The organism is Streptomyces sp. Ncost-T10-10d (assembly GCF_900091955.1).
Taxonomy (GTDB): Bacteria; Actinomycetota; Actinomycetes; order Streptomycetales; family Streptomycetaceae; genus Streptomyces.
In genome coordinates, this window is the sequence record NZ_FMDF01000138.1 from 1 (window position 1) to 25,183 (window position 25,183).

General features: G+C 69.8%; 19 protein-coding genes. 10 read left to right on the forward strand and 9 right to left on the reverse strand.

Annotated elements, in window-relative coordinates; translation table 11 throughout:
- From GA0115254_RS22900 to recQ, 9 genes are all read left to right on the forward strand, one after another.
- A partial coding sequence (locus tag GA0115254_RS22900) for a molybdopterin-dependent oxidoreductase (RefSeq protein WP_176740256.1) occupies positions 1-1,029 on the forward strand: 1,029 nt, incomplete at its 5' end.
- Positions 1,026-2,426 carry an NADH-quinone oxidoreductase subunit NuoH gene (nuoH, locus tag GA0115254_RS22905; protein WP_093897172.1) on the forward strand — a complete coding sequence of 467 codons (1,401 nt, stop codon included), beginning with the start codon at positions 1,026-1,028 and terminating at the stop codon, positions 2,424-2,426. The genes GA0115254_RS22900 and nuoH, both read left to right, overlap by 4 nt.
- Entirely contained in the window at positions 2,419-3,045 is a 627-nt protein-coding gene (nuoI, locus tag GA0115254_RS22910) for an NADH-quinone oxidoreductase subunit NuoI (RefSeq protein WP_093897173.1), read from the forward strand. Before nuoH ends, nuoI begins: the two co-directional genes overlap by 8 nt.
- A complete protein-coding gene (locus tag GA0115254_RS22915) occupies positions 3,042-3,869 on the forward strand; it encodes an NADH-quinone oxidoreductase subunit J (protein ID WP_093897174.1) in 828 nt (275 codons plus the stop codon). Before nuoI ends, GA0115254_RS22915 begins: the two co-directional genes overlap by 4 nt.
- Positions 3,866-4,165 (forward strand): NADH-quinone oxidoreductase subunit NuoK, encoded by a 300-nt coding sequence (gene nuoK / locus GA0115254_RS22920; protein ID WP_093543641.1) that lies wholly within the window; start codon positions 3,866-3,868, stop codon positions 4,163-4,165. The genes GA0115254_RS22915 and nuoK overlap by 4 nt, the downstream gene beginning before the upstream one ends.
- A gap of 14 nt (positions 4,166-4,179) precedes the next feature.
- Complete coding sequence (gene nuoL, locus GA0115254_RS22925; RefSeq protein ID WP_093897175.1) at positions 4,180-6,075, forward strand: NADH-quinone oxidoreductase subunit L; 1,896 nt, start codon at positions 4,180-4,182, stop codon at positions 6,073-6,075.
- Between the two features lie 4 nt (positions 6,076-6,079).
- Positions 6,080-7,651 (forward strand): NADH-quinone oxidoreductase subunit M, encoded by a 1,572-nt coding sequence (locus tag GA0115254_RS22930; protein ID WP_093897176.1) that lies wholly within the window; start codon positions 6,080-6,082, stop codon positions 7,649-7,651.
- On the forward strand, positions 7,648-9,312 hold the full coding sequence (nuoN, locus tag GA0115254_RS22935; RefSeq protein ID WP_093897177.1) for an NADH-quinone oxidoreductase subunit NuoN: 1,665 nt from the start codon (positions 7,648-7,650) through the stop codon (positions 9,310-9,312). The genes GA0115254_RS22930 and nuoN overlap by 4 nt, the downstream gene beginning before the upstream one ends.
- A 134-nt stretch (positions 9,313-9,446) precedes the next feature.
- Positions 9,447-11,456 (forward strand): DNA helicase RecQ, encoded by a 2,010-nt coding sequence (gene recQ / locus GA0115254_RS22940; protein WP_370740930.1) that lies wholly within the window; start codon positions 9,447-9,449, stop codon positions 11,454-11,456.
- Positions 11,457-11,483: 27 nt separating this feature from the next.
- On the opposite strand, the gene GA0115254_RS22945 is transcribed toward recQ, so the two are convergent.
- From GA0115254_RS22945 to GA0115254_RS22965, 5 genes are all read right to left on the reverse strand, one after another.
- Positions 11,484-12,092 (reverse strand): Uma2 family endonuclease, encoded by a 609-nt coding sequence (locus tag GA0115254_RS22945; RefSeq protein ID WP_093897276.1) that lies wholly within the window; start codon positions 12,090-12,092, stop codon positions 11,484-11,486.
- A 190-nt stretch (positions 12,093-12,282) separates the two neighbouring features.
- Positions 12,283-12,960: a GOLPH3/VPS74 family protein gene (locus tag GA0115254_RS22950; protein ID WP_093897179.1), complete on the reverse strand. Its 678-nt coding sequence runs from the start codon at positions 12,958-12,960 to the stop codon at positions 12,283-12,285.
- Positions 12,957-14,186 carry a fumarylacetoacetase gene (gene fahA, locus GA0115254_RS22955; RefSeq protein ID WP_093897180.1) on the reverse strand — a complete coding sequence of 410 codons (1,230 nt, stop codon included), beginning with the start codon at positions 14,184-14,186 and terminating at the stop codon, positions 12,957-12,959. Before fahA ends, GA0115254_RS22950 begins: the two co-directional genes overlap by 4 nt.
- Before the next feature lie 137 nt (positions 14,187-14,323).
- Positions 14,324-16,318, reverse strand: coding sequence for a CocE/NonD family hydrolase (locus tag GA0115254_RS22960; RefSeq protein ID WP_093897181.1), 1,995 nt, complete (start codon positions 16,316-16,318; stop codon positions 14,324-14,326).
- Positions 16,319-16,327: 9 nt separating this feature from the next.
- Complete coding sequence (locus GA0115254_RS22965) at positions 16,328-17,827, reverse strand: peptide MFS transporter (RefSeq protein ID WP_093897182.1); 1,500 nt, start codon at positions 17,825-17,827, stop codon at positions 16,328-16,330.
- Positions 17,828-17,983: 156 nt separating this feature from the next.
- Between GA0115254_RS22965 and GA0115254_RS22970 the strand changes: the two genes are divergently transcribed.
- Positions 17,984-18,994, forward strand: a complete 1,011-nt coding sequence (locus GA0115254_RS22970; RefSeq protein ID WP_093897183.1) for a polyprenyl synthetase family protein — start codon at positions 17,984-17,986, stop codon at positions 18,992-18,994.
- Positions 18,995-19,406: 412 nt separating this feature from the next.
- On the opposite strand, the gene GA0115254_RS22975 is transcribed toward GA0115254_RS22970, so the two are convergent.
- The 4 genes from GA0115254_RS22975 to GA0115254_RS22990 are packed head-to-tail and all read right to left on the reverse strand — an operon-like array spanning position 19,407 to position 25,073.
- Positions 19,407-20,654 (reverse strand): NAD(P)/FAD-dependent oxidoreductase, encoded by a 1,248-nt coding sequence (locus GA0115254_RS22975; protein WP_093897277.1) that lies wholly within the window; start codon positions 20,652-20,654, stop codon positions 19,407-19,409.
- Positions 20,654-22,096 (reverse strand): NAD(P)/FAD-dependent oxidoreductase, encoded by a 1,443-nt coding sequence (locus tag GA0115254_RS22980; RefSeq protein WP_093897184.1) that lies wholly within the window; start codon positions 22,094-22,096, stop codon positions 20,654-20,656. Before GA0115254_RS22980 ends, GA0115254_RS22975 begins: the two co-directional genes overlap by 1 nt.
- Positions 22,093-23,526 (reverse strand): FGGY family carbohydrate kinase, encoded by a 1,434-nt coding sequence (locus GA0115254_RS22985; RefSeq protein ID WP_093897185.1) that lies wholly within the window; start codon positions 23,524-23,526, stop codon positions 22,093-22,095. The genes GA0115254_RS22980 and GA0115254_RS22985 overlap by 4 nt, the downstream gene beginning before the upstream one ends.
- Positions 23,523-25,073, reverse strand: a complete 1,551-nt coding sequence (locus GA0115254_RS22990) for an APC family permease (protein ID WP_176740257.1) — start codon at positions 25,071-25,073, stop codon at positions 23,523-23,525. The genes GA0115254_RS22985 and GA0115254_RS22990 overlap by 4 nt, the downstream gene beginning before the upstream one ends.
- Positions 25,074-25,183: the final 110 nt, after the last annotated feature.

Below are 25,183 nucleotides of genomic sequence, written 5' to 3' on the forward strand. Positions count from 1 at the left end.
ACGGCCGCGGCACGGACAGCCACCGCGACCGGGGCCACGCTGGTGTGGATTCCGCGCCGGGCCGGCGAGCGCGGTGCGGTGGAGGCGGGCGCGCTCCCGTCGCTGCTGCCCGGCGGCCGTCCGGCGACCGACCCGAGGGCCAGGGACGAGGTGGCGGCCGTCTGGGGCGTCGCCGAGCTCCCGTCCCGCTTCGGCCGCGACACCGGCCAGATCGTGGAGGCCGCGGCCACCGGCGAACTGGGCGCGCTGGTCGTCGCCGGGGTCGGGACCGTGGACCTGCCGGACCCGGCACGGGCCCTGGAGGCTCTGGATCAGGTCGGCTTCCTGGTCTCGCTGGAGCTGCGGCCCAGCGAGGTGACCGAGCGGGCCGATGTGGTCTTCCCGGTTGCCGCGGTGGCCGAGAAGGCCGGCACCTTCCTCAACTGGGAGGGCAGGGCGCGGATGTTCGAGGCGGCGCTGAAGCCCGAGCAGATGACGCGGACGCTCGCGCCGACCGATGCGCGGGTGCTGCACATGCTGGCCGACGCGCTGGCCCACGCCGGAGGCGCTGATGAAGTCGGTCGCTTCGCGCTGCCGGATCTGAAGTCCGTACGCCGTGAGCTGGACCGGCTCGGCGGCTGGACCGGTGAGCACGCCACCGACCCGAACGAGCCGGCGCAGCCGCTGCCCAGGCCCGGCGACGGCGAGGCGGTCCTCGCGGGCCACCGGATGCTGCTCGACCTGGGCCGGCTCCAGGAGGGCGACGACGCACTGGCCGGCACCCGGCACGCCTCGGTCGCCCGGCTCTCCGCCGTCACCGCGGCCGAGACGGGCGTGAAGGACGGCGATCTGCTGGCCGTCACCGGGCCGGCGGGCAGCGTCGAACTCCCGTTGAAGGTCACCGACATGCCGGACCGGGTGGTCTGGGTGCCGCTGAACTCCGTCGGGCGGGGCGTCCCGGCCGACACCGGCGCCCAGCCCGGCGGTCTGGTCCGGATCGGCCCCGCCGCACCGGGCACTCCCGACGTCACACCGGAGGTGGGGGCGTGACTGCCTTCGCTCAACTGGCCGCGGCACCGCACAGTGCCGTACTCGCCGCCGAGGATCTGTCGATGTTCGGCACCGACCCGTGGTGGCTCGTCGTCATCAAGGCGGTGTTCTGCTTCGCGTTCCTGATGGTGACCGTGCTGTTCTCCATCGTGTGGGAGCGCAAGGTCGTCGCCTGGATGCAGCTGCGCATCGGCCCCAACCGGCACGGCCCCTGGGGCATGCTCCAGTCGCTCGCCGACGGCATCAAGCTGATGCTGAAGGAAGACGTCGTCGTCAAGCGCGCCGACAAGGTCGTGTACGTGCTCGCGCCGATCGTCGCCGCCATCCCCGCGTTCATGGCGATCGCGGTGATCCCGTTCGGCCCGTCCGACGAGGTCTCGATCTTCGGGCACCGTACGGCGATGCAGCTCACCGACCTGCCGATCGCGATGCTCTACGTCCTCGCGGTCGCCTCGGTCGGGATCTACGGCATCGTGCTGGCGGGCTGGTCGTCCGGATCGACGTACCCGCTCCTGGGCGGTCTGCGCTCGTGCGCGCAGATGATCAGTTACGAGATCGCGATGGGCGCCGCGTTCGCCTCGGTCTTCCTCTACTCCGGGTCGATGTCGACCTCGAAGATCGTGGAGGCGCAACAGGACCGCTGGTTCATCATCCTGCTGCCGGTCTCCTTCATCATCTACATCGTCACGATGGTCGGTGAGACCAACCGGGCCCCGTTCGACATGCCTGAGTCCGAGGGCGACCTGGTCGGCGGCTTCAACACCGAGTACTCATCGATCAAGTTCGCGATGTTCATGCTCGCCGAGTACGTCAACATGGTCACCGTCTCCGCGGTCTCCACGACTCTGTTCCTGGGCGGCTGGCGGGCCCCGTGGCCGATCAGCACCTTCTGGGAGGGCGCGAACCACGGCTGGTGGCCGATGCTCTGGTTCGTCATCAAGGTCCAGCTGCTGCTGTTCTTCTTCATCTGGCTGCGCGGCACGCTGCCCCGGGTCCGCTACGACCAGCTGATGAAGCTCGGCTGGAAGGTCCTGATCCCGGTCTCCGTGGTCTGGCTGATGCTGGTCGCGACGGTGCGGGCGCTGCGCAACGAGGGGTACGACTTCTCGAAGATCGTGCTGTACGTGGCCGGGGCAGTGATCGCGATCCTGCTGATCTCCTTCGTCGCCGACATCTTCCGCGACAAGAAGGGCCGCGCCGCCGAGGCGGACGCGGGACCGAAGCCGGCGTTCGACCCGATGGCGGGCGGATTCCCGGTGCCGCCGCTGCCCGGACAGACCCTGCCGCCGGTGCCGCGCCGCAGGCCGCGCAGCGAGCGGGAGCTCGTTGTCAGTGGCGGGTCGGACACTGAGAGTGACGGAAATTCGAGTGACGGAAAGGAGGCTGACGGTGTCTGAGTCATCAGAGTCCTCGGGAGAGAAGTTCCAGAACCCTGTCGCCGGCTTCGGCGTGACCTTCAAGGCCATGTTCAAGAAGCGGCTGACCGAGCAGTATCCGGAAACGCAGAAGGTGACGGCGCCGCGCTTCCACGGCCGGCATCAGCTCAACCGTCACCCGGACGGTCTGGAGAAGTGCGTCGGCTGCGAGCTGTGCGCCTGGGCATGTCCGGCGGACGCGATCTATGTGGAGGGCGCGGACAACACCGACGAGGAGCGCTACTCCCCGGGTGAGCGCTACGGCCGCGTCTATCAGATCAACTACGCGCGCTGCATTCTCTGCGGACTGTGCATCGAGGCGTGCCCGACCCGGGCGCTGACGATGACCAATGAGTTCGAGCTCGCCAACACCACCCGCGAGAGCCTCATCTACACCAAGGACGAGCTGCTCGCGGGCCTGGAGGAGGGCATGGTCGACACTCCGCACGCGATCTACCCCGGGATGGACGAACAGGACTACTACCGGGGGCTGGTCACCGAGGCTGCGCCCGGTACGGAGCGCCAGGCCGCGGTCTCCAAGGGCGAGTCCAAGCAGGACAACGGGCACGGATGCGGCACTGCGCAGGAGGTGGACGCATGACCGGCCTGGCCGCAGCGGCCTCCCAGACCTCGACCGGTGAGGCCTTCCAGTTCTGGGTGCTCGGCACTGTCGCCGTGATCGGCGCGCTGTCCACCGTGCTGATGAAAAAGGCCGTGCACAGTGCTCTGAGCCTCGCCGGGACCATGATCGTCCTGGCGGTGTTCTACCTCGCCAACGGTGCCTACTTCCTGGGTGTCGTCCAGATCGTCGTCTACACCGGCGCGATCATGATGCTGTTCCTCTTCGTGGTCATGCTCGTCGGAGTCACGGCGGCCGACTCGCTGAAAGAGACCCTCAAGGGGCAGCGCTGGCTGGCAGCGGGCTGCGGGATCGGCTTCGGCATCCTGCTCATCGCGGGCATCGGCAACGCCTCGCTGCACAGCTTCAACGGGCTCGGCACCGCCAACGCCGAGCACGGCGGAAACGTCGAGGGGCTGGCCAGCCTCATCTTCACCAAGTACGTCTTCGCCTTCGAGATCACCGGCGCCCTGCTGATCACGGCGACGGTCGGCGCGATGGTGCTCACCCACCGGGAGCGCACCGAACGGGCCAAGACCCAGCGGGAGATGTCCGAGGAGCGCGTACGCGGCAAGCAGCTGCCGCCGCTGCCCGCCCCCGGTGTCTACGCCCGGCACAACGCCGTGGACATCCCGGGTCTGCTCCCGGACGGCACACCGTCCGGGCTCACCGTCATGCAGACGCTGCGCAATCGCGGGCAGATCCGCGATGTGTCGAAGGAGTCGCTGGACCAGCTCAAGGCGCTGGAGCAGCGCTCCGAGGAGCGGCTCGGCCGTGACAACGAAGACGAGGGGGTCGCCAAGTGAATCCGGTCAACTACCTCTATCTCGCCGCCCTGTTGTTCACCATCGGTGCGGCCGGGGTGCTGATCCGACGGAACGCGATCGTGGTGTTCATGTGCGTGGAGCTGATGCTCAACGCCTGCAATCTCGCGTTCGTGACCTTCTCCCGGATGCACGGCAATCTCGACGGGCAGATCATCGCCTTCTTCACGATGGTCGTCGCCGCCGCCGAGGTCGTGGTCGGGCTCGCGATCATCGTGTCGGTGTTCCGTTCCCGCCACTCGGCCTCGGTCGACGACGCCAGCCTGATGAAGCTGTAAGGGGACGTTGAATCGTGGAGAACCTGATTGCGCTGCTCGTCGCGGCGCCTCTGCTCGGAGCCGCGGTCCTGCTCTGCGGCGGCCGACGGCTGGACCGCGCCGGACACTGGGTCGGAACCCTGCTCGCCGCCGTGTCGTTCGTCATCGGTGTCGTGCTCTTCCTCGACATGCTGGGGAAGGGCGCGGAGGACCGGGCGCTGCACCAGAAGCTGTTCAGCTGGATTCCGGTCGAGGGCTTCCGGGCCGATGTGGCCTTCCAGCTCGACCAGTTGTCGATGACGTTCGTGCTGCTGATCACCGGTGTGGGCACGCTGATCCACATCTACTCGATCGGCTACATGGCGCACGACGAGCGCCGGCGCCGCTTCTTCGGCTATCTGAACCTGTTCCTCGCGGCGATGCTGATCCTGGTCATCGCCGACAACTACCTGCTGCTGTACGTCGGGTGGGAGGGCGTCGGCCTGGCGTCGTACCTGCTGATCGGCTTCTGGCAGCACAAGCCCAGCGCGGCGACGGCCGCCAAGAAGGCATTCCTGGTCAACCGGGTCGGCGACATGGGCCTGTCGATCGCGATCATGCTGATGTTCACCACATTCGGCACCTTCGCCTTCGGTCCCGTACTGGGGGCGACCGGTCAGACGAGCGAGGGCAAGCTGACGGCGATCGGCCTGATGCTGCTGCTCGCGGCCTGCGGCAAGTCGGCCCAGGTGCCCCTGCAGTCCTGGCTCGGTGACGCGATGGAGGGCCCGACCCCGGTCTCGGCCCTCATCCACGCCGCGACCATGGTGACCGCGGGTGTCTACCTCATCGTCCGGTCCGGCGCGATCTTCAACGCCGCGCCGGACGCACAGCTGGCCGTCGTGGTCGTCGGTGCGGTCACGCTGCTCTTCGGTGCGATCGTCGGTTGTGCGAAGGACGACATCAAGAAGGCCCTCGCCGGGTCGACGATGTCGCAGATCGGCTACATGATCCTGGCCGCCGGGCTCGGCCCGATCGGCTACGTCTTCGCGATCATGCACCTGGTGACGCACGGCTTCTTCAAGGCCGGGCTCTTCCTCGGCGCCGGTTCGGTCATGCACGGCATGAACGACGAGGTCGACATGCGGAAGTTCGGCGGCCTCAGGAAGTACATGCCGGTCACCTTCATCACCTTCGGCCTCGGCTATCTGGCGATCATCGGCTTCCCCGGTCTGTCCGGCTTCTTCTCCAAGGACAAGATCATCGAGGCGGCCTTCGCGAAGGGCGGCACCGAGGGCTGGATCCTCGGCTCGGTCGCCCTGCTGGGCGCCGCGATCACCGCGTTCTACATGACGCGCGTGATGCTGCTGACGTTCTTCGGCGAGAAGCGCTGGCAGCCCGACGCGGAGGGGCGCGAGCCGCATCCGCACGAGTCCCCGAAGTCGATGACCATCCCCATGATCATTCTGGCGTTCGGGTCGGTCTTCGCCGGAGGTCTCTTCTCCATCGGCGACCGCTTCCTGAACTGGCTGGAGCCGGTCACCGGACACAGCCACGGACACGCCCCGGTCAGCGCCGCGACCGTCACAGCGGCCACCATGGTGGTGCTCGTCGTCGGCGTCGCCATCGCCTGGGCGATGTACGGACGAGGCCCGGTACCGGTCGTCGCCCCGCGCGGCTCGCTGCTCACCCGGGCCGCCCGCCGCGATCTCCTCCAGGACGACTTCAACCATGTGGTCCTGGTCCGCGGCGGCGAGCACCTCACCCGCTCCCTGGTCTACGTCGACCACACCCTGGTCGACGGCGTCGTCAATGGCACGGCCGCCTCGATGGGCGGGCTCTCCGGCCGGCTGCGCAAACTGCAGAACGGCTACGCCCGCTCCTACGCGGTCTCGATGTTCGGCGGTACGGCGGTCGTCATCGCCGCGACCCTGCTGATGAGGGCGGTCTGATCCCATGTCCTTTCCCCTCCTGACAGCGACGGCGGCGCTTCCGGCGATCGGCGCGATCGCCACCGCCGCCGTCCCGGCCGCCCGGCGCACCACCGCCAAATGGCTGGCGCTGCTCTTCTCGCTGGCCACGCTCGTACTGGCGGGCATCGCGCTCGTCCGCTTCGAGCCCGGCGGCGCCCGCTACCAGCTCACCGAATCACACGCCTGGATCAAGGACTTCGGCGTCCGGTACGAACTGGGCGTGGACGGCATCGGGCTGGCGCTCATGGCGCTCACCGCCCTGTTGATCCCCTTCGTCATCCTGGCCGGCTGGCACGACGCCGACCCCCTGGAGACCACGTCCTCGCGCTGGCGGCCGACTCAGGGCTTCTTCGCCCTGATCCTGATGGTCGAAGCCATGGTGATCCTCTCCTTCGAGGCCACCGACGTCTTCCTCTTCTACATCCTCTTCGAAGCCATGCTCATCCCGATGTACTTCCTCATCGGCGGCTTCGGGGACCGGGCGCACACCGGCAGCGACGAGAACGCGGCGGCGCAACGCTCCTATGCCGCGGTCAAGTTCCTGCTCTACAACCTGGTCGGCGGGCTCATCATGCTGGCCGCCGTGATCGGGCTCTACGTCGTCGCGGGGACGTTCTCGCTCTCCGAGATCGCCGAGGCCCGCGCGAACGGCTCGCTCTCCATGGCGACCAGCACGGAACGCTGGCTCTTCCTCGGGTTCTTCTTCGCCTTCGCGGTGAAGGCCCCGCTGTGGCCGCTGCACACCTGGCTGCCCAACGCGATGGGCGAGGCGACCTCCCCGGTCGCCGTCCTGATCACCGCGGTCGTCGACAAGGTCGGCACCTTCGCGATGCTCCGCTTCTGCCTCCAGCTCTTCCCGGAGGCCAGCAAGTGGGCGACGCCGGTGATCGTCGTCCTGGCGCTGATCAGCATCGTGTACGGGGCGCTGCTCGCCGTCGGCCAGCGCGACATCAAGCGGCTGATCGCCTACGCGTCGATCTCGCACTTCGGCTTCATCATCCTGGGCATCTTCGCGATGACCAGCCAGGGCCAGTCGGGCGCCACGCTCTACATGGTCAACCACGGGATCTCGACCGCCGCGCTGATGCTGGTGGCGGGCTTCCTGATCACCCGGCGCGGTTCGCGGCTCATCGCCGACTACGGCGGGGTGCAGAAGGTGGCGCCGGTCCTGGCCGGCACCTTCCTGATCGGAGGTCTGGCCACCCTGTCGCTGCCCGGGCTCGCCCCGTTCGTCAGTGAGTTCCTGGTCCTTGTCGGCACGTTCAGCGCGTATCCGGCGGCGGGCATCATCGCCACGACCGGCATCGTGCTCGCCGCGCTGTACGTCCTCGTCCTCTACCAGCGGACGATGACCGGACCGGTGAAGGCCGAAGTCCAGGGCATGGCGGACCTCAAGGTCCGGGAGCTGGCGGTGGTCCTCCCGCTGATCGCGCTGCTGCTCTTCCTGGGTGTCTATCCGAAGCCGCTGACGGAGATCGTCAACCCGGCGGTGCAGCACACCATGTCGGACGTCCAGAAGAAGGACCCCCAGCCTGAGGTGGAGGCCGCCAAGTGAGCGCAACAGCTGTCCACAGCCTGTGGACAATGGCGGGCGGGGTGACATCGGCCGCCCCGGTCGAGAAGTTCAAGGCACCGGTCATCGAGTACGCCCAGCTGACCCCGGTCCTCATTGTGATCGGTGTCGCCGTCGTGGGCGTACTCGTCGAGGCCTTCGTGCCGCGCCGGGCCCGCTACTACACGCAGGTCTTCCTGACGGTCGTCGCCCTCGCCGCCGCGTTCGCCGCGGTCATCGGCCTGGCGGCCGGGGGGTACGGCACGACGAAGGCGCACATCGCCGCGATGGGCGCCATCGCGATCGACGGGCCGACGCTCTTCCTGCAGGGCACCATCCTGCTGACCTCACTGGTCGCCGTCTTCACCTTCGCCGAGCGGCGGCTCGACCCCGCCGCGCACGGCAACCACGTGGACTCGTTCGCCGCACAGGCGGCGTCGGTCCCCGGCAGCGACAGCGAGAAGGCCGCGGTCAGGGCCGGATTCACCACCACCGAGGTCTTCCCGCTGGTCCTCTTCTCGGTGGCCGGCATGCTGGTCTTCCCGGCGGCCAACGATCTGCTGACGCTCTTCGTGGCCCTGGAGGTCTTCTCCCTCCCGCTCTACCTCCTGTGCGCCGTCGCCCGTCGCAAGCGGCTGATGTCGCAGGAGGCCGCGGTGAAGTACTTCCTTCTCGGCGCCTTCTCGTCGGCGTTCCTGCTCTTCGGGATCGCCCTGCTGTACGGGTACGCGGGCTCCGTCTCCTACGCCACCATCGCGAACGTGGTCGACGGCTCCGTCACACAGATCGACCCGGCGCTCGCCGACACCATGGGCAACGACGCGCTGCTCCTGATCGGCGGGGCCATGATCCTGACCGGTCTGCTCTTCAAGGTCGGCGCCGTCCCGTTCCACATGTGGACCCCGGACGTCTACCAGGGTGCCCCGACCCCGGTCACCGGCTTCATGGCCGCGGCCACCAAGGTCGCCGCGTTCGGTGCGCTGCTGCGTCTGCTGTACGTGGTGCTGCCGGGCCTCGCCTGGGACTGGCGCCCGGTCATGTGGGCCGTCGCGATCGTCACGATGCTGGGCGGTGCGATCGTCGCCATCACCCAGACCGACATCAAGCGGCTGCTCGCCTACTCCTCGATCGCGCACGCCGGCTTCATCCTCGCCGGTGTCATCGCGACCACCCCGGACGGCATCTCGTCGGTCCTCTTCTACCTGGGCGCGTACTCCTTCGTGACGGTCGGCGCGTTCGCCGTCGTCACCCTGGTGCGCGACGCGGGCGGCGAGGCGACGCATCTGTCGAAGTGGGCCGGGCTCGGCCGGCGCTCGCCGCTGGTCGCCGCGGTCTTCGCGGTGTTCCTGCTGGCCTTCGCCGGTATCCCGCTCACCTCAGGGTTCTCCGGAAAGTTCGCCGTCTTCAAGGCCGCGGCGGACGGGGGCGCGGGCGGCCTGGTCGTGGTCGGTGTGATCTCGTCGGCGATCGCCGCGTTCTTCTACATCCGGGTCATCGTGCTGATGTTCTTCAGCGAGCCGAAGACGGACGGCCCGACGGTCGCCGTCCCGTCCCCGCTGACGATGACGACGATCGGGGTCGGGGTCGCGGTCACGCTGGTGCTGGGCCTGGCCCCGCAGTACTTCCTGGACCTGGCGAGCCAGGCGGGAGTGTTCGTGAGGTAGCGCACACGCACACCAGCTGGAACAACGCCGGACGGGCCCGAGAAGTCAAGCCCGTCCGGCGTTGTCGTAGGCGGCGCCTATCGTGGCAGGGGACGGCGGCAGGACAGAACGGCACGACTTCGGGGGACAGGGCAATGAGCGCGACGGGCGGGACCATGGATGTGACCGAGAGCGACGCGCGGCAGACGCTGCACCGGGTGTTCGGGTACGAGGCGTTCCGCGGCGAGCAGGAAGCGATCGTCGACCATGTGGTGGCGGGCGGGGACGCCGTCGTGCTCATGCCGACCGGTGGCGGAAAGTCCCTCTGCTACCAGATCCCGGCCCTGGTCAGAGCCGGTACAGGCATCGTCATCTCACCCCTGATCGCACTGATGCAGGACCAGGTGGACGCGCTGCGGGCGCTCGGCGTGCGGGCCGGCTTCATCAACTCCACGCAGGATTTCGACGAGCGCCGCTCGATGGAGGCCCAGTTCGTCGCCGGCGAGCTCGACGTGCTCTACCTGGCCCCGGAGCGGCTCCGCCTGGACACCACGCTCAGTCTGCTCTCGCGCGGCGAGATCTCCGTCTTCGCGATCGACGAGGCGCACTGCGTGGCCCAGTGGGGCCACGACTTCCGCCCGGACTATCTGGCCCTCTCCGTCCTCGGTGAGCGCTGGCCCGACGTACCGCGCATCGCCCTGACGGCCACCGCGACCAACGCCACGCACCAGGAGATCACGCAGCGCCTGGGCATGCCCGACGCGAAGCACTTCGTCGCCAGCTTCGACCGGCCCAACATCCAGTACCGGATCGTGCCGAAGGCCGACCCGAAGAAACAGCTGCTCTCCTTCCTCAAGGAGGAGCACGCCGGGGACGCGGGCATCGTCTACTGCCTGTCGCGCAACTCGACCGAGAAGACCGCCGAGTATCTCTGCCGCAACGGCATCGAGGCCGTCCCGTACCACGCCGGTCTGGACGCGGGCACGCGCGCCGTCCACCAGTCCCGCTTCCTGCGCGAGGAGGGCCTGGTCGTCGTCGCGACCATCGCCTTCGGCATGGGCATCGACAAGCCGGACGTACGCTTCGTCGCCCACCTGGACCTGCCGAAATCGGTCGAGGGCTACTACCAGGAGACCGGCCGCGCCGGGCGTGACGGGCTGCCGTCCACGGCCTGGATGGCGTACGGACTCCAGGACGTGGTCCAGCAGCGCAAGCTCATCCAGGGCGGTGAGGGCGACGAGGCGTTCCGCCGCCGCGCGGCCTCCCACCTCGATTCGATGCTGGCCCTGTGCGAGACGGTCCAGTGCCGCCGCGCCCAGCTCCTGACGTACTTCGGCCAGGAGCCCACCGCGGCGGCCTGCGGCAACTGCGACACCTGCCTCACCCCGCCCGAGACCTGGGACGGCACGGTGGTCGCGCAGAAGCTGCTGTCGACCGTCGTGCGGCTGAAGCGGGAGCGAGGGCAGAAGTTCGGTGCGGGCCAGATCATCGACATCCTGCTCGGCCGCAAGACGGCGAAGGTCATCCAGTTCGACCACGACCAGCTCTCGGTCTTCGGCATCGGAGAGGAGCTGGCCGAGGCCGAATGGCGCGGAGTCGTACGGCAGTTGCTCGCCCAGGGGCTGATCGCGGTCGAGGGCGAGTACGGCACGCTGGTGCTGACCGAGGAGAGCGGCTCGGTGCTCGGCCGGGAGCGCGAGGTGCTGCTGCGCAAGGAGGCGCCGAAGCCGGCGTCGCGCTCCACGAAGGGCGAACGCAAGGCGAAGCCCCAGGCGGCCGCCGCCGAGCTGGTGCCCGAGGCCGTCCCGGTCTTCGAAGCGCTACGGGCGTGGCGCGGCGTCCGGGCGAAGGAACAGGGCGTCCCGGCGTACGTCATCTTCCACGACGCGACGCTGCGCGAGATCGCCACGGTGCGGCCGGACTCGGTGTCCGCGCTGGGCGGCATCAGCGGCCTGGGCGAGAAGAAGCTGGCGACGTACGGGGAGGGGGTGCTGGAGGTGCTCGCGTCGTTCGGAGATGTCGCGGCGGGCCCGGAGTCCGGCCCTGCGGTGGCCCCCGCCGCACCGGCCCCGACGGAGTCCGCGGCTCCGGGCCGGGGCGCGTCGGCGGCTCTTGACGCCGATCCGGAGTTCGGCTGGGACGAGGAACCGCCCGAGTACGAGTGAGTGCGGGGATCGGTGGCGGCGCCGGAGCTACTCCGGGGCCGCTGCCCGGCGGCGCGCAGTGATGGCGGTGAGGTCCAGATCGACCGGGAAGGGGACGGAGACCTTCATCCGGTCGTGGAAGATGCCGGTGGAGGTGTAGGCCCCGGTCGACGGCTCCAGTTCGAAGACATAGACCACCGCCCTGCCGTCGTGGTTCTCCACCCGCCAGTAGTGCGGGATCCGGGCCCGCGCGTACTTCACGGGCTTGGTCTCCCGGTCCCGGGTCAGGGACTCCGGGGAGACGACCTGGATCGCCAGCCGTACGGACTCGGCGGGAAAGCGAGTCTGGTTCGGGTCCTGGATGATCTCGCCGTCCACGACGATCACATCGGGTTCGGGCCGGTTGTAGCGGTCGATGTCGATGGTGAACTCACGCACGACTTCCAGATCATGTGGCACCAGCGACTGCAACTGCCATTCGAAGAAGCTGACCGCCCGTGAATGGAACAGGGTCTGCGGACTCACGAAAACAAGGCTCCCGTCGATCAGCTCCGTGTGCGGAGGCAGATTCGGGAGTGTGTCCAGGTCATCGGCGGTCCAGCCGCCCACGGGCGGAACCGCCCACCGCGGCTCCGAGGCCTCGGGTTCGACGCTCATCAGTGCTCCCATGACGCAGAGTCTGGCGGGACTTTCCAGCGTATCTGCCGGGAATGGGATATGGCTCCCCCGAACGTGTGAACACCCTGCGCACCGCTGACCGCTGACCGCCGGGCGCCCGCGCCCCGGCCGGTGTCTGCCCTGGTCAGCCGGACACCGGTCGGTCGCCGACCCGGTCATGCCGCCCGGGTCAGTCGTCCCCGCCTCCGCCGCCTCCCGCGCCTCCGCCGCTCCGGTTGGCCTTGTCCTGGCGTACGTTCTGGTGCACCGCGTACGCGGTCCACTCGTCGCGCACCAGGTCGCGCATCGTCGAACGGCTTCTCCAGCCGCCCTGTGCCACCGCGCCCGACAGGCCGGTGGCCGAGACCAGCGCGGCCAGGGTGCGGCTGCGCCGGTCCGGGAAGCCGGCTGCCTCGGCGGCCGCGAAGCGTTCCCGGACCGCGGCCGGGAGGGCCGGGTCCGCCGCCGGGTGACGGTGGTAGGGGAGCAGACCGAGGAGCCGGTGGGTCTCCCTGCGCAGAACCGCGCGGCCCACCAGATGCTCCAGGCACAGCTCCTCGACGTACCGGCCGGTCCGCCGGATCCACGGCTTCGCGCCGACGCCGCCCGCGAGCCCGCCTTGGTCCGGGGCCGGCAGGCTCCCCAGGACCTGCGCGAGGAGCGGGTCCTGGGGAGCCTGCGGGCTGATCACCCGTATCCGGCCGAGCTGTTCGGCGATCCGGCCGTGGAGCTCCAGCTCCGCGAGGACCGCGCCCGCCACCCCGTACTCCAGGAAACGGTTTCGGCAGTACGGCTTGCCGCGCCGCGGATCCAGGGCGAGCAGGAGCAGTTCCTCGGGGAGCGTGGGCTCCGGGAGAGCAGGGTTCACGACGAGGGCACGATCCGTCCCGTGACCTCACCGAGGCCGACCCGCGTGCCGTCCGGGCCCGGTGCCCAGGCCGTCATCGTCACCGTGTCGCCGTCCTCCAGGAACGTCCGCTTGCCGTCCGGGAGGTCCAGCGGGTCGCGGCCGTTCCAGGTCAGTTCCAGGAGCGAGCCGCGCTGTCCGGGCTCGGCGCCGCTGACCGTGCCGGAGCCGTACAGATCACCGGTGCGCAGCGACGCGCCGTTCACCGTCATCTGGGCCAGCATCTGGGCCGCCGTCCAGTACATGGTGGCGAACGGCGGCTCGGCGACCAGTTGTCCGTTGATCGTGACGGAGATCCGCAGGTCGAGGCCGCCGGCCTCCTCCTCGGCCGCGTCCTCCAGGTAGGGGAGCAGCGGGAAGTCGCGGGCCGGGGGTGCGATCCGGGCTGCCTCCAGGGCTTCCAGCGGCGTCACCCAGGCGGATACGGACGTGGCGAAGGACTTGCCGAGGAACGGGCCGAGCGGGACGTACTCCCAGGCCTGGATGTCCCGTGCCGACCAGTCGTTGAGCAGGCAGAGTCCGAAGACATGGTCGCGGAAGTCGCCGAGCGGGACCGGGCGGCCCTGCTCGGAGCCCACTCCGACGACGAAGCCGACCTCGGCCTCGATGTCGAGCTTGATGGAAGGACCGAAGACGGGGGCCGCATCGGCGGGCGCCTTGCGCTGTCCGGACGGGCGCACCACGTCCGTGCCGGAGACGACGACGGTGCCGGACCTGCCGTGGTAGCCGATCGGGAGGTGCTTCCAGTTGGGCGTCAGCGCGTCACCGTTCGGCCGGAAGATCTTTCCGACGTTGGTGGCGTGGTTCTCGCTCGCGTAGAAGTCGACGTAGTCCGCGACCTCGTACGGCAGATGGAGCGTCACGGACTCGACCGGGTGCAGCAGCGGTTCGATGTCCGCGCGGTGTGCCGGGACCGTCACCCATGCGGTCAGCGCCCGTCGGACGTCCCGCCAGGCGGTGCGGCCGGCGGCCAGCAGCGCGGTCAGGTCCGGCTGGGCGAGAAGCTGCGCGTAGGGCGATCCGAGGGCGTGTGCCGCCGCTCCGGCGTCCAGTACGTGGCTGCCGATGCGGACGCCGACCCGGCGGTCCTCGGGGTGGTCGGGGGTGGAGAACACACCGTACGGAAGGTTGTGCGGACCGAAGGGGTCGCCCTCGGCCAGATCGAGCGGGCTGCTCTGCTCGGGCATGTGTTGCTGCCTCGCTTTCCAGGTCGCTTGGGGGACACGTTACGTCGGTGTTGCTACCCCGCGGGAGTGTCCCAACTGCTCCTGATGCCCGGAAAGTTCCACCGTGCCCCCTGCTGTGCGGGGGCACGGCGGTGGGTTCACCCGGCCGTGCGCGGGATCCGCTTCTCCCAGGTCCGGTGGAAGACGACCTCGCCGCCGTCCTTGCACAGCACCTCGTCGGACGTGATGAAGTCGGTTTCGTCCACACTGATTTCGGACCGGGTCTCGATCCGTACGTCCCACGCCATCTCCGGCCGGTGCAGCCGGATCGACCAGTCGGAGCGGGTGCGTGCGGAGAGCGGTTCGTTCTCCTGGATCGTGTACGTCTCCATGGCGTCCTCGGTGAATTCCAGGCCGTCCGGGTAGACGCGGGTGCCGCCGTAGCGCGGGTCGACCTCCAGCCGCCATTCGCCCTTGGCGACATCGCGGACCACCAGGCGCTCGGGGCGCTGTCCGTCGAGTGTCACCGGGTGGACGACACCGAGCGGCTCCGACTGCTCCGGTTCCTCGAACCGGATCGCGGGGTCCTCGGTGTGCCGGCGCACAGGCAGTTCGACGAAGCTGCCGTCGGCGTCCAGGGTGAAGCCGACCGACCCGGCCTGCGGCCAGATCCACGGCCAGTACGAGGAGGAGACCGCGAGCCTGATCCGGTGGCCGGGCGGGAAGGTGTGCCCGATGCCGTTCAGGTCGAAGGTCACGTCCTCGGTCCCGCCCACCGGCCAGTCGTCCGCACGGTCGCGGCCGTGCCGTGCGGAGAGGTTGAGCGCGCCGCGGGTCACCAGGGTGGAGGAGCCGTCCGGTGCGATGTCGCAGAGCCGGGCGATCGCCTGGCCGCGCGGCACGTCCATCCGGATGCGCAGCTTCACCCGGGGGCGGCCCAGGATCTCGATCGGGGCTTCCTCGACCGGAAACTCGAAGCAGACCGACTTGGCGTCCTCGTCGCGCTGGTCGGGCGGCAGGTCGGCGTCGTTGCCGAACGGGAAGAAGCGCCCGGCGTCCAGACCGGTCTGCTGGGGCGAGTCGACGATCTGCGGACCGCCCTGGAGGGCGTACGCGACCGGCGCGATGTTCTCCGAGGGCCAGCCGGTCTCACCGACCCAGCGGCCGGGCAGCGTCTCGTACACCGTGGCGGGCCGGTGGGACTCGCTGATCCAGGACCGCAGCAGGGGCTCGGCCATGATGCCGGTGTCCTTGTCCTTCAGGTGCTGGTCCCACCAGCGCAGCGTCTCCTGGAGGAAGCCGATCGCCGGACCGGGCGGCAGACCCCGGTCGGGGTACTGGTGCGACCAGGGCCCGATCAGCCCGCGGACCTTGTCCGGGCGGAGGTGTTCGACGAGCCGCAGGACGGTGTCGCGGTACGGGTCGTGCCAGCCGCCCACCGCGAGGACGTTCGCTGTGATCGCGGAGTAGTCCTCGCAGACGCTGCCGTGCTTCCAGTAGTCGTCGCGGGTCTGGTGCGCCAGCCAGGTGTGGATGAATGGTTCGACCTTTTCCAGCCGATTCAGCCACATGTCCTTCCAGCCCTCGCCGACCTGTGCCGGATCCGGCGGCCGGGCGACGAAGGCCAGCATGGTGGCCGCCCAGGCGTGCATGTCGACGGCGAGGACCGAGCCGCCCATGTAGTGGACGTCGTTGTCGTAGCGGTCGTCGGTCGAGCAGACGGTGACGACGGCCTTCAGCGGCTCGGGGGCCAGCGCCGCGATCTGGAGCGAGTTGAAGCCGCCCCAGGAGATGCCGAACATGCCGACCCGGCCGGAGCACCATTCCTGCTCGGCCAGCCAGTGGATGACGGCGACCCCGTCGGCCAGCTCCGTCGCGTCGTACTCGTCGCCCGGCATCCCCTCGCTGTTGCCGTGTCCGCGTACGTCGACCCGGACGGAGGCGTAGCCATGGCCCGCGTACCAGGGGTGGCGCTGCCAGTCGCGTGGCGCCGTCCAGTCGCTCAGCCGGTACGGCAGATATTCGAGGAGCGCGGGGACGGGTTCGTCGGTGACCGGCCGCCAGATCCGGGCGTAGAGCCGGGTGCCGTCCGGCAGCGGGATGTAGACGTCCTCATGGGTGGTGTCATACGGAAACGTGGTGCGGATGTGCATGGCGGTACCTCAGTGGACGGGGTGCATGGTGCGCTTGAGCCAGGGTGCGGCGGCGATGACGGCCACACCGGCCACCACTGCGATTGCACCATTGATACCGAAGTAGGCGGGGTTGGACACCTCGCCGTACAGCTTCACGACCTGTGCCTGGATGCCGTTGGCGAGGGCCAGCGAGAGGAACCAGAGCGCCATGGTCTGGCTGGCGAACGCCTTGGGTGCGAGCTTCGTGGTCGCGGACATGCCGGAGGTCTCCAGCAGGATGTCGCCGAGGCCGAGCAGCAGATACGAGCCGACGATCCACCAGGCGGCCATCCTGTAGGTGTCGCCGGAGTGTCCGGAGGTCGGCAGCACCATCAGCAGGAACGACAGTCCGCCCAGGATCACCCCGATCGCGATCTTGTTGGAGGCGTGCGGCTGACGCGGGCCCATCCGGGCCCAGACGGCGGCGACCACCGGGGCGAGCGCGACCTCGAAGGCGCCGAGCGCGGAGGCGTACCAGCTCGCCGGGAAGTGGAAGCCGAGGATCTCGGTACGGGCGTTGGTCGACGCGAGCAGAATCATCGTCGAGTACGCCTGGAAGAGGATGAAGTTGAAGACGACGGAGGCCAGGAACAGCACCACGTACGGGCGCAGCCTGCCACGTTCCTCGCCGGTGACCCGCGGGCTGCGGAACATCACCACGAAGTACACGACCGGTGCGATCACCGAGACGAGCGTGAGCAGGTCGACGAAACGGCCCATGGTCAGCCACCCCGCAAGGGCCAGCGCGGTGGCGACGGCGGCGACCACGACGGCACCGGCCACGATCAGCCGGACGGCGCGGCGCATCGGCTCCGGAGCCAGCGCGAATTCGGCGCTGTGCTTTCGCCCGGCCAGGTGACGCCGGCCGAGTACGTACTGGATCAGACCGAGCGTCATACCGAAGGCGGCGGCCGAGAATCCCCAGTGCCAGCTCGCATGGTCCCCGAGCCAGCCGGTGACCAGCGGGCCGAGGAACGCCCCGATGTTGATGCCCATGTAGTAGAGCGCGAAGCCGGCGTCGCGGCGCTCGTCCTCGGTGCGGTAGAGCTTGCCGACCATGGTCGCCACATTGGGCTTGAGCAGACCGGTTCCGGCGCTGATCAGACCGAGGCCGGTCCAGGTCATGACGTCGGTGGGCACCGCCATGGCGTAATGCCCGCACGCGATGAGAATTCCGCCGTACAGGACGGCTCGGTACGAGCCGAGGATCCGGTCGGCCAGCCAGCCGCCGGCCACGGAGACCAGGTAGACCAGGGTGCCGTAGGCGGCCGAGACGGACGCCGCGGTGCCCACATCCATACCCATGCCGCCGTGGGCGACGGTGTCGGCGAAGTAGAGGACCAGGATCGCCTGCATGCCGAGGAACGAGAACCGTTCCCAGACCTCCAGGCCGGACAGGGTCATCAGGCCCCGTGGCTGGCCGAAAAAGGCATGGTCGTCGCCGGGCGGCGGCTGAGTCGGTTCGGTGTCGGTTGCCGTGAGGGACAAAGGGAGAACTCCTGATCGTATGAGCTGATCCCGAACATACCGGCGGTGGCGGGAAGGCGCCCACGGTGATCGAAAGGGGACCGGATACGCTGACTTGAGTGATGACAGCGACAGATCGACATTCCGTGTGATCGTCAGCAGACAGGAGATCCCCTCGTGACCGTCGTCGGGCCGTTCGGACTGAGCGTGCGGGACCACGCTCTTGAGGCCGATGTCCAGGCCGGTTTGGCTGCTGTCGAGTCGGGGCTGCTCGATGCCACCAAGAGCGGCGTGCCCTTCATCACGGAGGCCGCGCAGCATCTCGTACGCGCCGGGGGCAAGCGATTCCGGCCGCTGCTGGCCATACTGGCCGCCCAGTTCGGCGACCCCGACGCGCCGGGCGTCGTGCCCGCCGCCGTTGTCGTCGAGCTGACCCATCTCGCGACGCTCTACCACGACGACGTGATGGACGAGGCGGACGTACGCCGCGGCGTCGACAGCGCCAACACCCGCTGGGGCAACTCGGTGGCCGTCCTGACCGGCGACTTCCTCTTCGCCCGCGCCTCGCACATACTGGCCGACCTCGGTCCGGAGGCCGTACGCATCCAGGCGGAGGCGTTCGAGCGGCTGGTCACCGGCCAGATCCTGGAGACCGCGGGCCCGGGCGACGGGCGCGACCCGGTCGAGCACTACCTCGAAGTGATGCGCGGCAAGACCGGCTCGCTGGTCGCGGTGGCCTGCCGGTTCGGCGCGATGACGGCCGGCGCGGACGAGTCGGCCGTCGACATCCTCACCCAGTACGGGGAGCGGCTCGGCGTCGCCTTCCAGCTCGCCGACGATGTGCTCGACATCGCCTCCGACTCCCACGAGTCCGGCAAGACCCCCGGCACCGACCTGCGCGAAGGCATCCCGACGCTCCCCGTGCTCCATCTGCGGGCCCGGGCCGCGGCCGACGGAAAGCCGGACGACCTGGAACTCGTCGAGCTGCTCGACGGCGACCTGAGCGACGACGCCCGGCACGCCGAGGCGCTGCGCAGGCTGCGCGCGCACCCGGCGCTGGCGCAGGCGCGACGGGACGCCGTCCGGTACGCGCAGGAGGCGCGTGCGACGCTGGCGCCGCTGCCCGCGGGCTACGCGAAGGCCGCGCTGGAGGAGCTGTGCGACGCGGTGGTGCACCGGGCGGGCTGAGCCCGTCTTTGCTTTTGGCGTGCCGCCTACGCGGTGGTCGGGTGAGCCCCGAGACCGAACGTGTTGGTCACCGGCCCGGGACGCGGTCCGGAGGTGCCTTCGGCCGAACCGGATCCGGGCCGGTGGCGCCTCGCCCGTCCCGGGCCGGGGCCCGGCAGGTCCCGCTGGTACGACCCGCCCGGAAGAGGGCGCCCCTGGCGCCGCATCCCGGGCACATCCGTACCTCGGCCCCGGCCCGGCGGAACCTCCCCCGTTGCCCGCGGCGCGGCGCACCGGGGGCTGCGGGTTGTGTCGCCCCAGGTGCGCCGAGGGCGTACGCGGTCCTTGCCGACGGTCGTCCGCGGATGTCCCGGGCGGCAACTGAGAAAGCCCGCACCCGGGCACGTTCGTACCCCGGTGCGGGCCGCTCGGGTCAGCGCAGGCCGATGGTGACCGGGCCGCCCTGGGCGCTGAGGCCCTTCATCACGGACCACGGCACGCGGAAGACGCGGCCGGGCGCGGCAGGCCAGGGCAGGGTCCGTTCCGAGACGACCCGCCCGTTCTGGCTGACGATCACGTGCGGGAACCGGATGGACCGGTCCGTCCACAGCAGCAGGCGCCCACGCGGGGGAGCCGGGTCACCCGGGCGCAACAGCCCCGGCGCCACCCAGCGCAGCGGCGCCTCGGCGAGGATGCGCAGGCCCGGGGCAGGCTCGCCGGCCCCGGTCAGCCAGGCCTCGACCTGGTCCGCGACGTGCAGGCCGTCGAGGGCTGCGACATCGGCGGTGTCGACCGGGTGGAGGAGGTTGCCCGCGGCGAAGACGCCGGGGCGGCTGGTCCGCAGGGCGGTGTCGGTCAGCGGGCCGAGGGTTCCCGGGTCCAGGTCGAGTCCGCCGCTGCGGACGAGTTCGTGGTCGGGGATCCAGTCTCCGGTGAAGACCACGGTGTCGCAGGCGACGGTGCGCCGGGCGTGGGTGTCGAGATTCTCGATCTCGACGGCCTCGACCCGGCCCTTGCCGATGATGCGGGTGACCCGGCTGCGGTTGGCGACGGGAACGCGCAGCAGTGCGCGGCCGGCGACGTTGAAAGCTGCGTACGACTCGGTCCTGGGGTATTGGCTGACCATCAGCCCGGTGGCGCAGCCGGCTTCGCGGAGGGTGACGGCGGCGGACCAGCTGACCAGTTCCCCTCCGACGATGACGGCCCGGCTGCCGACCTCGCTGTGGTGGAGGTGGACGGCGTTCTGCAGCTGGCCGGTGGTGTAGACGCCCTGCGGCCGGTCGCCGGGGATGCGCCGGGCCGCGCGGGGCCGTTCGCGGGCGCCGGTCGCGAGCACGACGGCCTTGGCCTCCACGCGCAGCCGCCCCTGCGGACCGGTGACCTCCACGGCCCGGTCGCCCGCCCAGTGGGTGACCATGGTCTCGGTGCGGATGGTGGCCCCGGCCGAAGTGGCCTGTTCGACGAGGTGGCGTGCGTACTTCGGACCGGTCATGACCCGGCGCAGGTCCCGCAGGCCGTATCCGGTGTGGTCGCTGTGGCGGGGGATGCCTCCGGCGTCCTTCTCCCGGTCGAGCACCAGGACCTCGCCGCGGATGCGGGGTGCGAGGGCGGCGGCAGCCGTGAGCCCGGCGGGGCCGCCCCCGATGATCAGGACGTCCGGTGTGAGTGTGGTGGTGGTCATCAGGAGTTCACCTCGGGCCGCGTCGGCGCGGCGGCAGTGCCGCCGCAACCGTTTTCGTTCAGGAGTCGGTTGACAGCCGCGCCGCAGAAGAAGCCCTGGCAGCGGCCGTTCATGACCCGGGTGCGGCGGCGCAGGCCCTCCAGGTTGCGTGCGGGCAGCGGAGACCGGAAGGCGTCGCGGATCTCACCGGCGGTGACGCGCTCGCAGAAGCAGACGACCTTGCCGTACTCGGGATCGGCGGCGATGCGGTCGGCGTCCTGGTAGGGACGTACGGTCGCCTCGCCGATGTTGGCCATCCGCGGAGGGCCGGGCAGGTCGGTGCGTGCGGTGAGGACGAGTCCGGCCTCTTCGAGCACCTCGTGGACGTGCTCGGCGATGGCCATGCCGGAGGTCAACCCGGTCGAGCGGATTCCGCCGACGAGGAGGTACCGCTGCGAGGGGGTGGGCTCGATGAGATAGTCCCCGTGGTCGATGGCGGCCCGCAGTCCCGCGTAGGAGGCGGTCACCTCCTCGGCGAGCAGCCGGGGCATGAGGCGCTCGCCCTTGTCCAGCAGGAAGGCGAATCCGTCCTCGGACGTTCCGGTCGCGGTGCGGTCGGTGAGGTCCTCCGAGGTGGGCCCCAGCATGACGTTGCCGTAGATGGTGGGAGAGATGAGCACCCCCTTGCCCCGGGACGTGGGCACCGGCAGGACGATCTTGTCGACCAGCGGGCGGGCGAGCTTGTCGAAGACGAACAGTTCACCGCGGCGCGGGGTGACGGTGAACCGCTCGTGGCCGAAGAGCCGGTCGATGCGGTCGGCACCGAGGCCCGCCGCGTTGACCACCCAACGGGCCTGTACGGAGCCGCCCGTGGTGGTCAGCGTGGTGGACCGGGTGTTCACCGACACCGCGGTGACGGCGTGGTTGAGCAGGACCTCGGCGCCGCGCCGCCTCGCGTCCGTGGCCAGGGCCAGGTTCGTGGTCCAGGTGCAGATGATCGACTCGTCGGGGACCGTGAGTCCGCCGAGCGCTCCCTCGCCGAGGGAAGGGATCAGCTCGTAGACCTCGTCGGCGCCGACGAGCCGGCACCGGTCGTAACCGTTCTGCTCGGCCTTCTCCTTGAGGCCGGGCAGGGCGGCCAGCTCCTCCGCGTTCCACGCGACGAGGATCGCGCCCGTGTGCTCGACCGGGATGCCGGTCGAGCGGGCGTACTCCGACAGCAGGTGATATCCGCGCTTGACGAGCCTGGACTCCAGCGTGCCCGGCTTCGCGTCGAATCCGGTGTGCAGGATCGCGGTGTTCGCCTTGCTGGTTCCGTCGCCGACGTCGTCGCGCGCCTCGACGAGCGCGACCGACAGCTGGTGGCCGGACAGATCGCGGGCGATTGCCGAGCCGACGATGCCTGCGCCGATGACGACGACGTCGTAGACATGGTCCGGCTCGCGTGGTGTGGTGTCGGTCATCCGAGTTCTCCCTTGCGGGCGGTGGCCTCGGCGGCCGCCGCCCATGTACTGCGGTAGTGCGCGGCCCGGTCGGCCGACCAGACCGGTTCGTAGACGGTGACCGGGTTCCAGTCACCGACGGCTTCCGCCAGGTCCATGCCCGGGGTGAGGGCCAGCCTGGCCAGCGCGGCCGCGCCGAGCGGGGTGGCGTGCGAGGACGGGTAGATGTCGACAGGTACCTGGGCCAGATCGGCCTGGGCCTGCATCAGGGTGCGGCTGCGGGTCAGCCCGCCGTCCGCGCGCAGTCGGCTGAGCGGCGTACCGAGGTCGGACTCGACCAGGCCGCACAGGGCGGCGACCTGGGCGGCGATGCCCTGCAGTACGGCGAGGACCAGGTGCTCCCTGCCGGTGGCCAGGGTCATTCCGGTGAACGTGGCGGTCGCGTCGGGACGCCACCACGGTGCCGCGAGGCCCGCCAGGGCCGGTACGCACAGGGTGCCGTCGGACTCCTTCGCCGCTACGGCATCCAGTTCGCTCGCGGACCCGATGAATCCCAGGTCCCGGATCCAGCGGACGGCCGACGCCGCCGTGTACACCTGGCCGTCCACGCAGTACGGCGTCTGCGCCGCGGTCCGCCAGGCCACCGAGGAGGTGAGCCCGGCCCGTGAACGCAGGGCGGTGTCACCGGTGTTGGCCAGCAGGAACGCTCCCGTGCCGTAGGTGCACTTCGCGGTTCCCCGCTCCAGGCAGCCCTCGGCGAGCAGCGCGGCCTGCTGATCGACGATCAGGCCGGCGACCGGTACCTCGCGTCCGAAGGCACCGGTCGTGCCGATGATCTCGTCGCAGCCCACGATCCGTGGCAGCTTCTCGGCGCCCAGACCGAACAGATCCAGCAGCTCCGGGTCCCAGGAGACATGGTCGAGGTCCATCAGCAGCGACCGGCTCGCGGTCGAGGCATCGGTGACGTACTCGCCGGTCAGCTGGTGCAGCAGCCAGGTGTCGGTGGTCGTCACCACCCCTTCGGTGGTGACGTGTCGTCGCAGCCAGGCCATCTTCGGCGCCGAGAAGTACGAGTCGAGCACGAGCCCACTGCGCCGGGCCACCCACGCGGCGTGCTCGGCCAGACCGGTGCAGATCGTTTCCGCCCTGCGGTCCTGCCAGACGATCGCCGGGGACAGCGGGGTGCCGGTGTGCGGGTCCCAGGCAAGTACGGTCTCGCCCTGGTTGGCCAGGGCCACCGCGTCGACGGACCGGCCCGAGGCGGCGACGGCGCGCCGCCCGGCGGTGAGGACCGAGTCGAGCAGTTCTTGCGGATCCTGTTCGACGCCCCCGCCGGCGAGGTAGGCCGGCCGCAGCTCCTCCTCGGCGATGGCGATGGTCTCGCCCCGCTCGTCGACCACGATTGCCTTCGTACCGGAGGTTCCCTGGTCGATGGCCAGAATGGTGCTCATCGGTTGCTTTCCTTGGCGGTCGTGCCCACCGCGCCCGGCGCAGCGGGGTCTGCGGTGACGTCGAGGGTCTCGTCGATGTTGATCATGTCCGGCATCGACATGCCGGACACGCCGCGCCGGACCAGCAGGCAAGCGAGGTAGGCGGCCCCGAGGGCGAAGAGGACGAGGACGTACAGCCAGGGGTCGCGGAACGACTGGTCACGGAAGATGAGGAGTTCGTATCCCAGCCACACGGACGCGACCACGATGACCGGTATCTCCCAGCGGCCGAGGGAGAAACCCTGCGTCGGCGGCAGCGACTTCCGCTTGACGATGTACATGAGCACCGTGCCGGCGTAGATGATGGCGGGCAGCAGAGTGGCGGCGGAGAAGAGCGAGAACAGAGCGTCGGTCGAGCCGGAGAAGCTGGCGAGGATCAGCTGCGCGATGACGAAGATGAACAGCGTGGCGTTCAGCGGGGTGCCACGGGAGGGGCTGACCTTGCGCAGCGCCTGCCACCCGGGGAAGCGCTCGTCGCGGGACATCGCCCACACCAGCCGGGTGCCGCTCATGGTGATGACCAGACCGCAGGAGAAGATCGAGACCACGACGAGGACCAGGAGCGCCTTGCCGACCGTCGATCCGAGCACGGCGGTGATCACGGTCGCCACGGGGGTGGCGGACGTGGCGAGTTTCGCCGGGTCGTCGATGAGGGCGGTGATGGCCACGAGGAACAGGAATCCGAGGACGCCGAGGGAGAGCACGGCCTGGGCCATGGCCTTGGGGATCACCCGTGCCGGGTCCTTGGTCTCCTCCGCCAGGTTGGCCGCGGACTCGAACCCGACGATGGTGAAGGCGCCCAGGAGGAACGCGAGGGCGAACGGACCCGCCTCGGTGGCGGTGCCCAGGCTGTAGTAGCCGTCGTTCGCGGCGGGCGCGGCGCTGAACAGCGTGGAGAAGTCGAGCTTGCCCGTGAACGCTCCGACGACGAAGAGCAGCACGGTCAACGAGATCATGCCGACGAGCTGCACGGTCACGGCGACCTTGTTGACCCGGTGTGTCAGATGCGTCGAGGCGGCTACGAGGATCGCCTGGAGCAGGATGACGACGGCGGTGATCGCCCAGGCGTTCTGCGTCGTCCCCCGGTACTGGAGAAGCTCCGGCAGGATGGTCGCGGCGACGGTGTAGTCCACCGCGACCACCACGACTCCGAGGAAGGAGAACGAGATCCAGCCCATGACCCAGCCCCAGACCGGGTTCACCAGTCGGGAAACCCACTGGTAGGCGTATCCGTTGATGGGGATACGGGCGGCGAGAGCGCCGAAGACGAGCGCGACCGACAGCTGGCCGATGACGCTGACCGGCCAGGCGAAGATGCCGCGCGGGCCCGAGCTGTTCAGCACGGAGCCGTAGGTCGTGAAGATGCCCGTGGCGATCGAGACGAAGCCGAAGGCCATGGCGAAAGAGGCGTACCGGCTCAGCTCCCGGCGCATCTCCTGCTTGTAGCCGGAGCCCGGCGTGGATTGGGGGTCGTCACCTTGTACGACATCGGTGTTCGTCGTGGCCATGGCGGTGCTGTCCTTTCAGAAACTGCCGCTCGTTACAGAAACTGCCGTTCGTTGCACGGGGCGGGTCTCACACGGAGACATCGCCGGGGAGAGAGCGCCGCGGCGCTCAG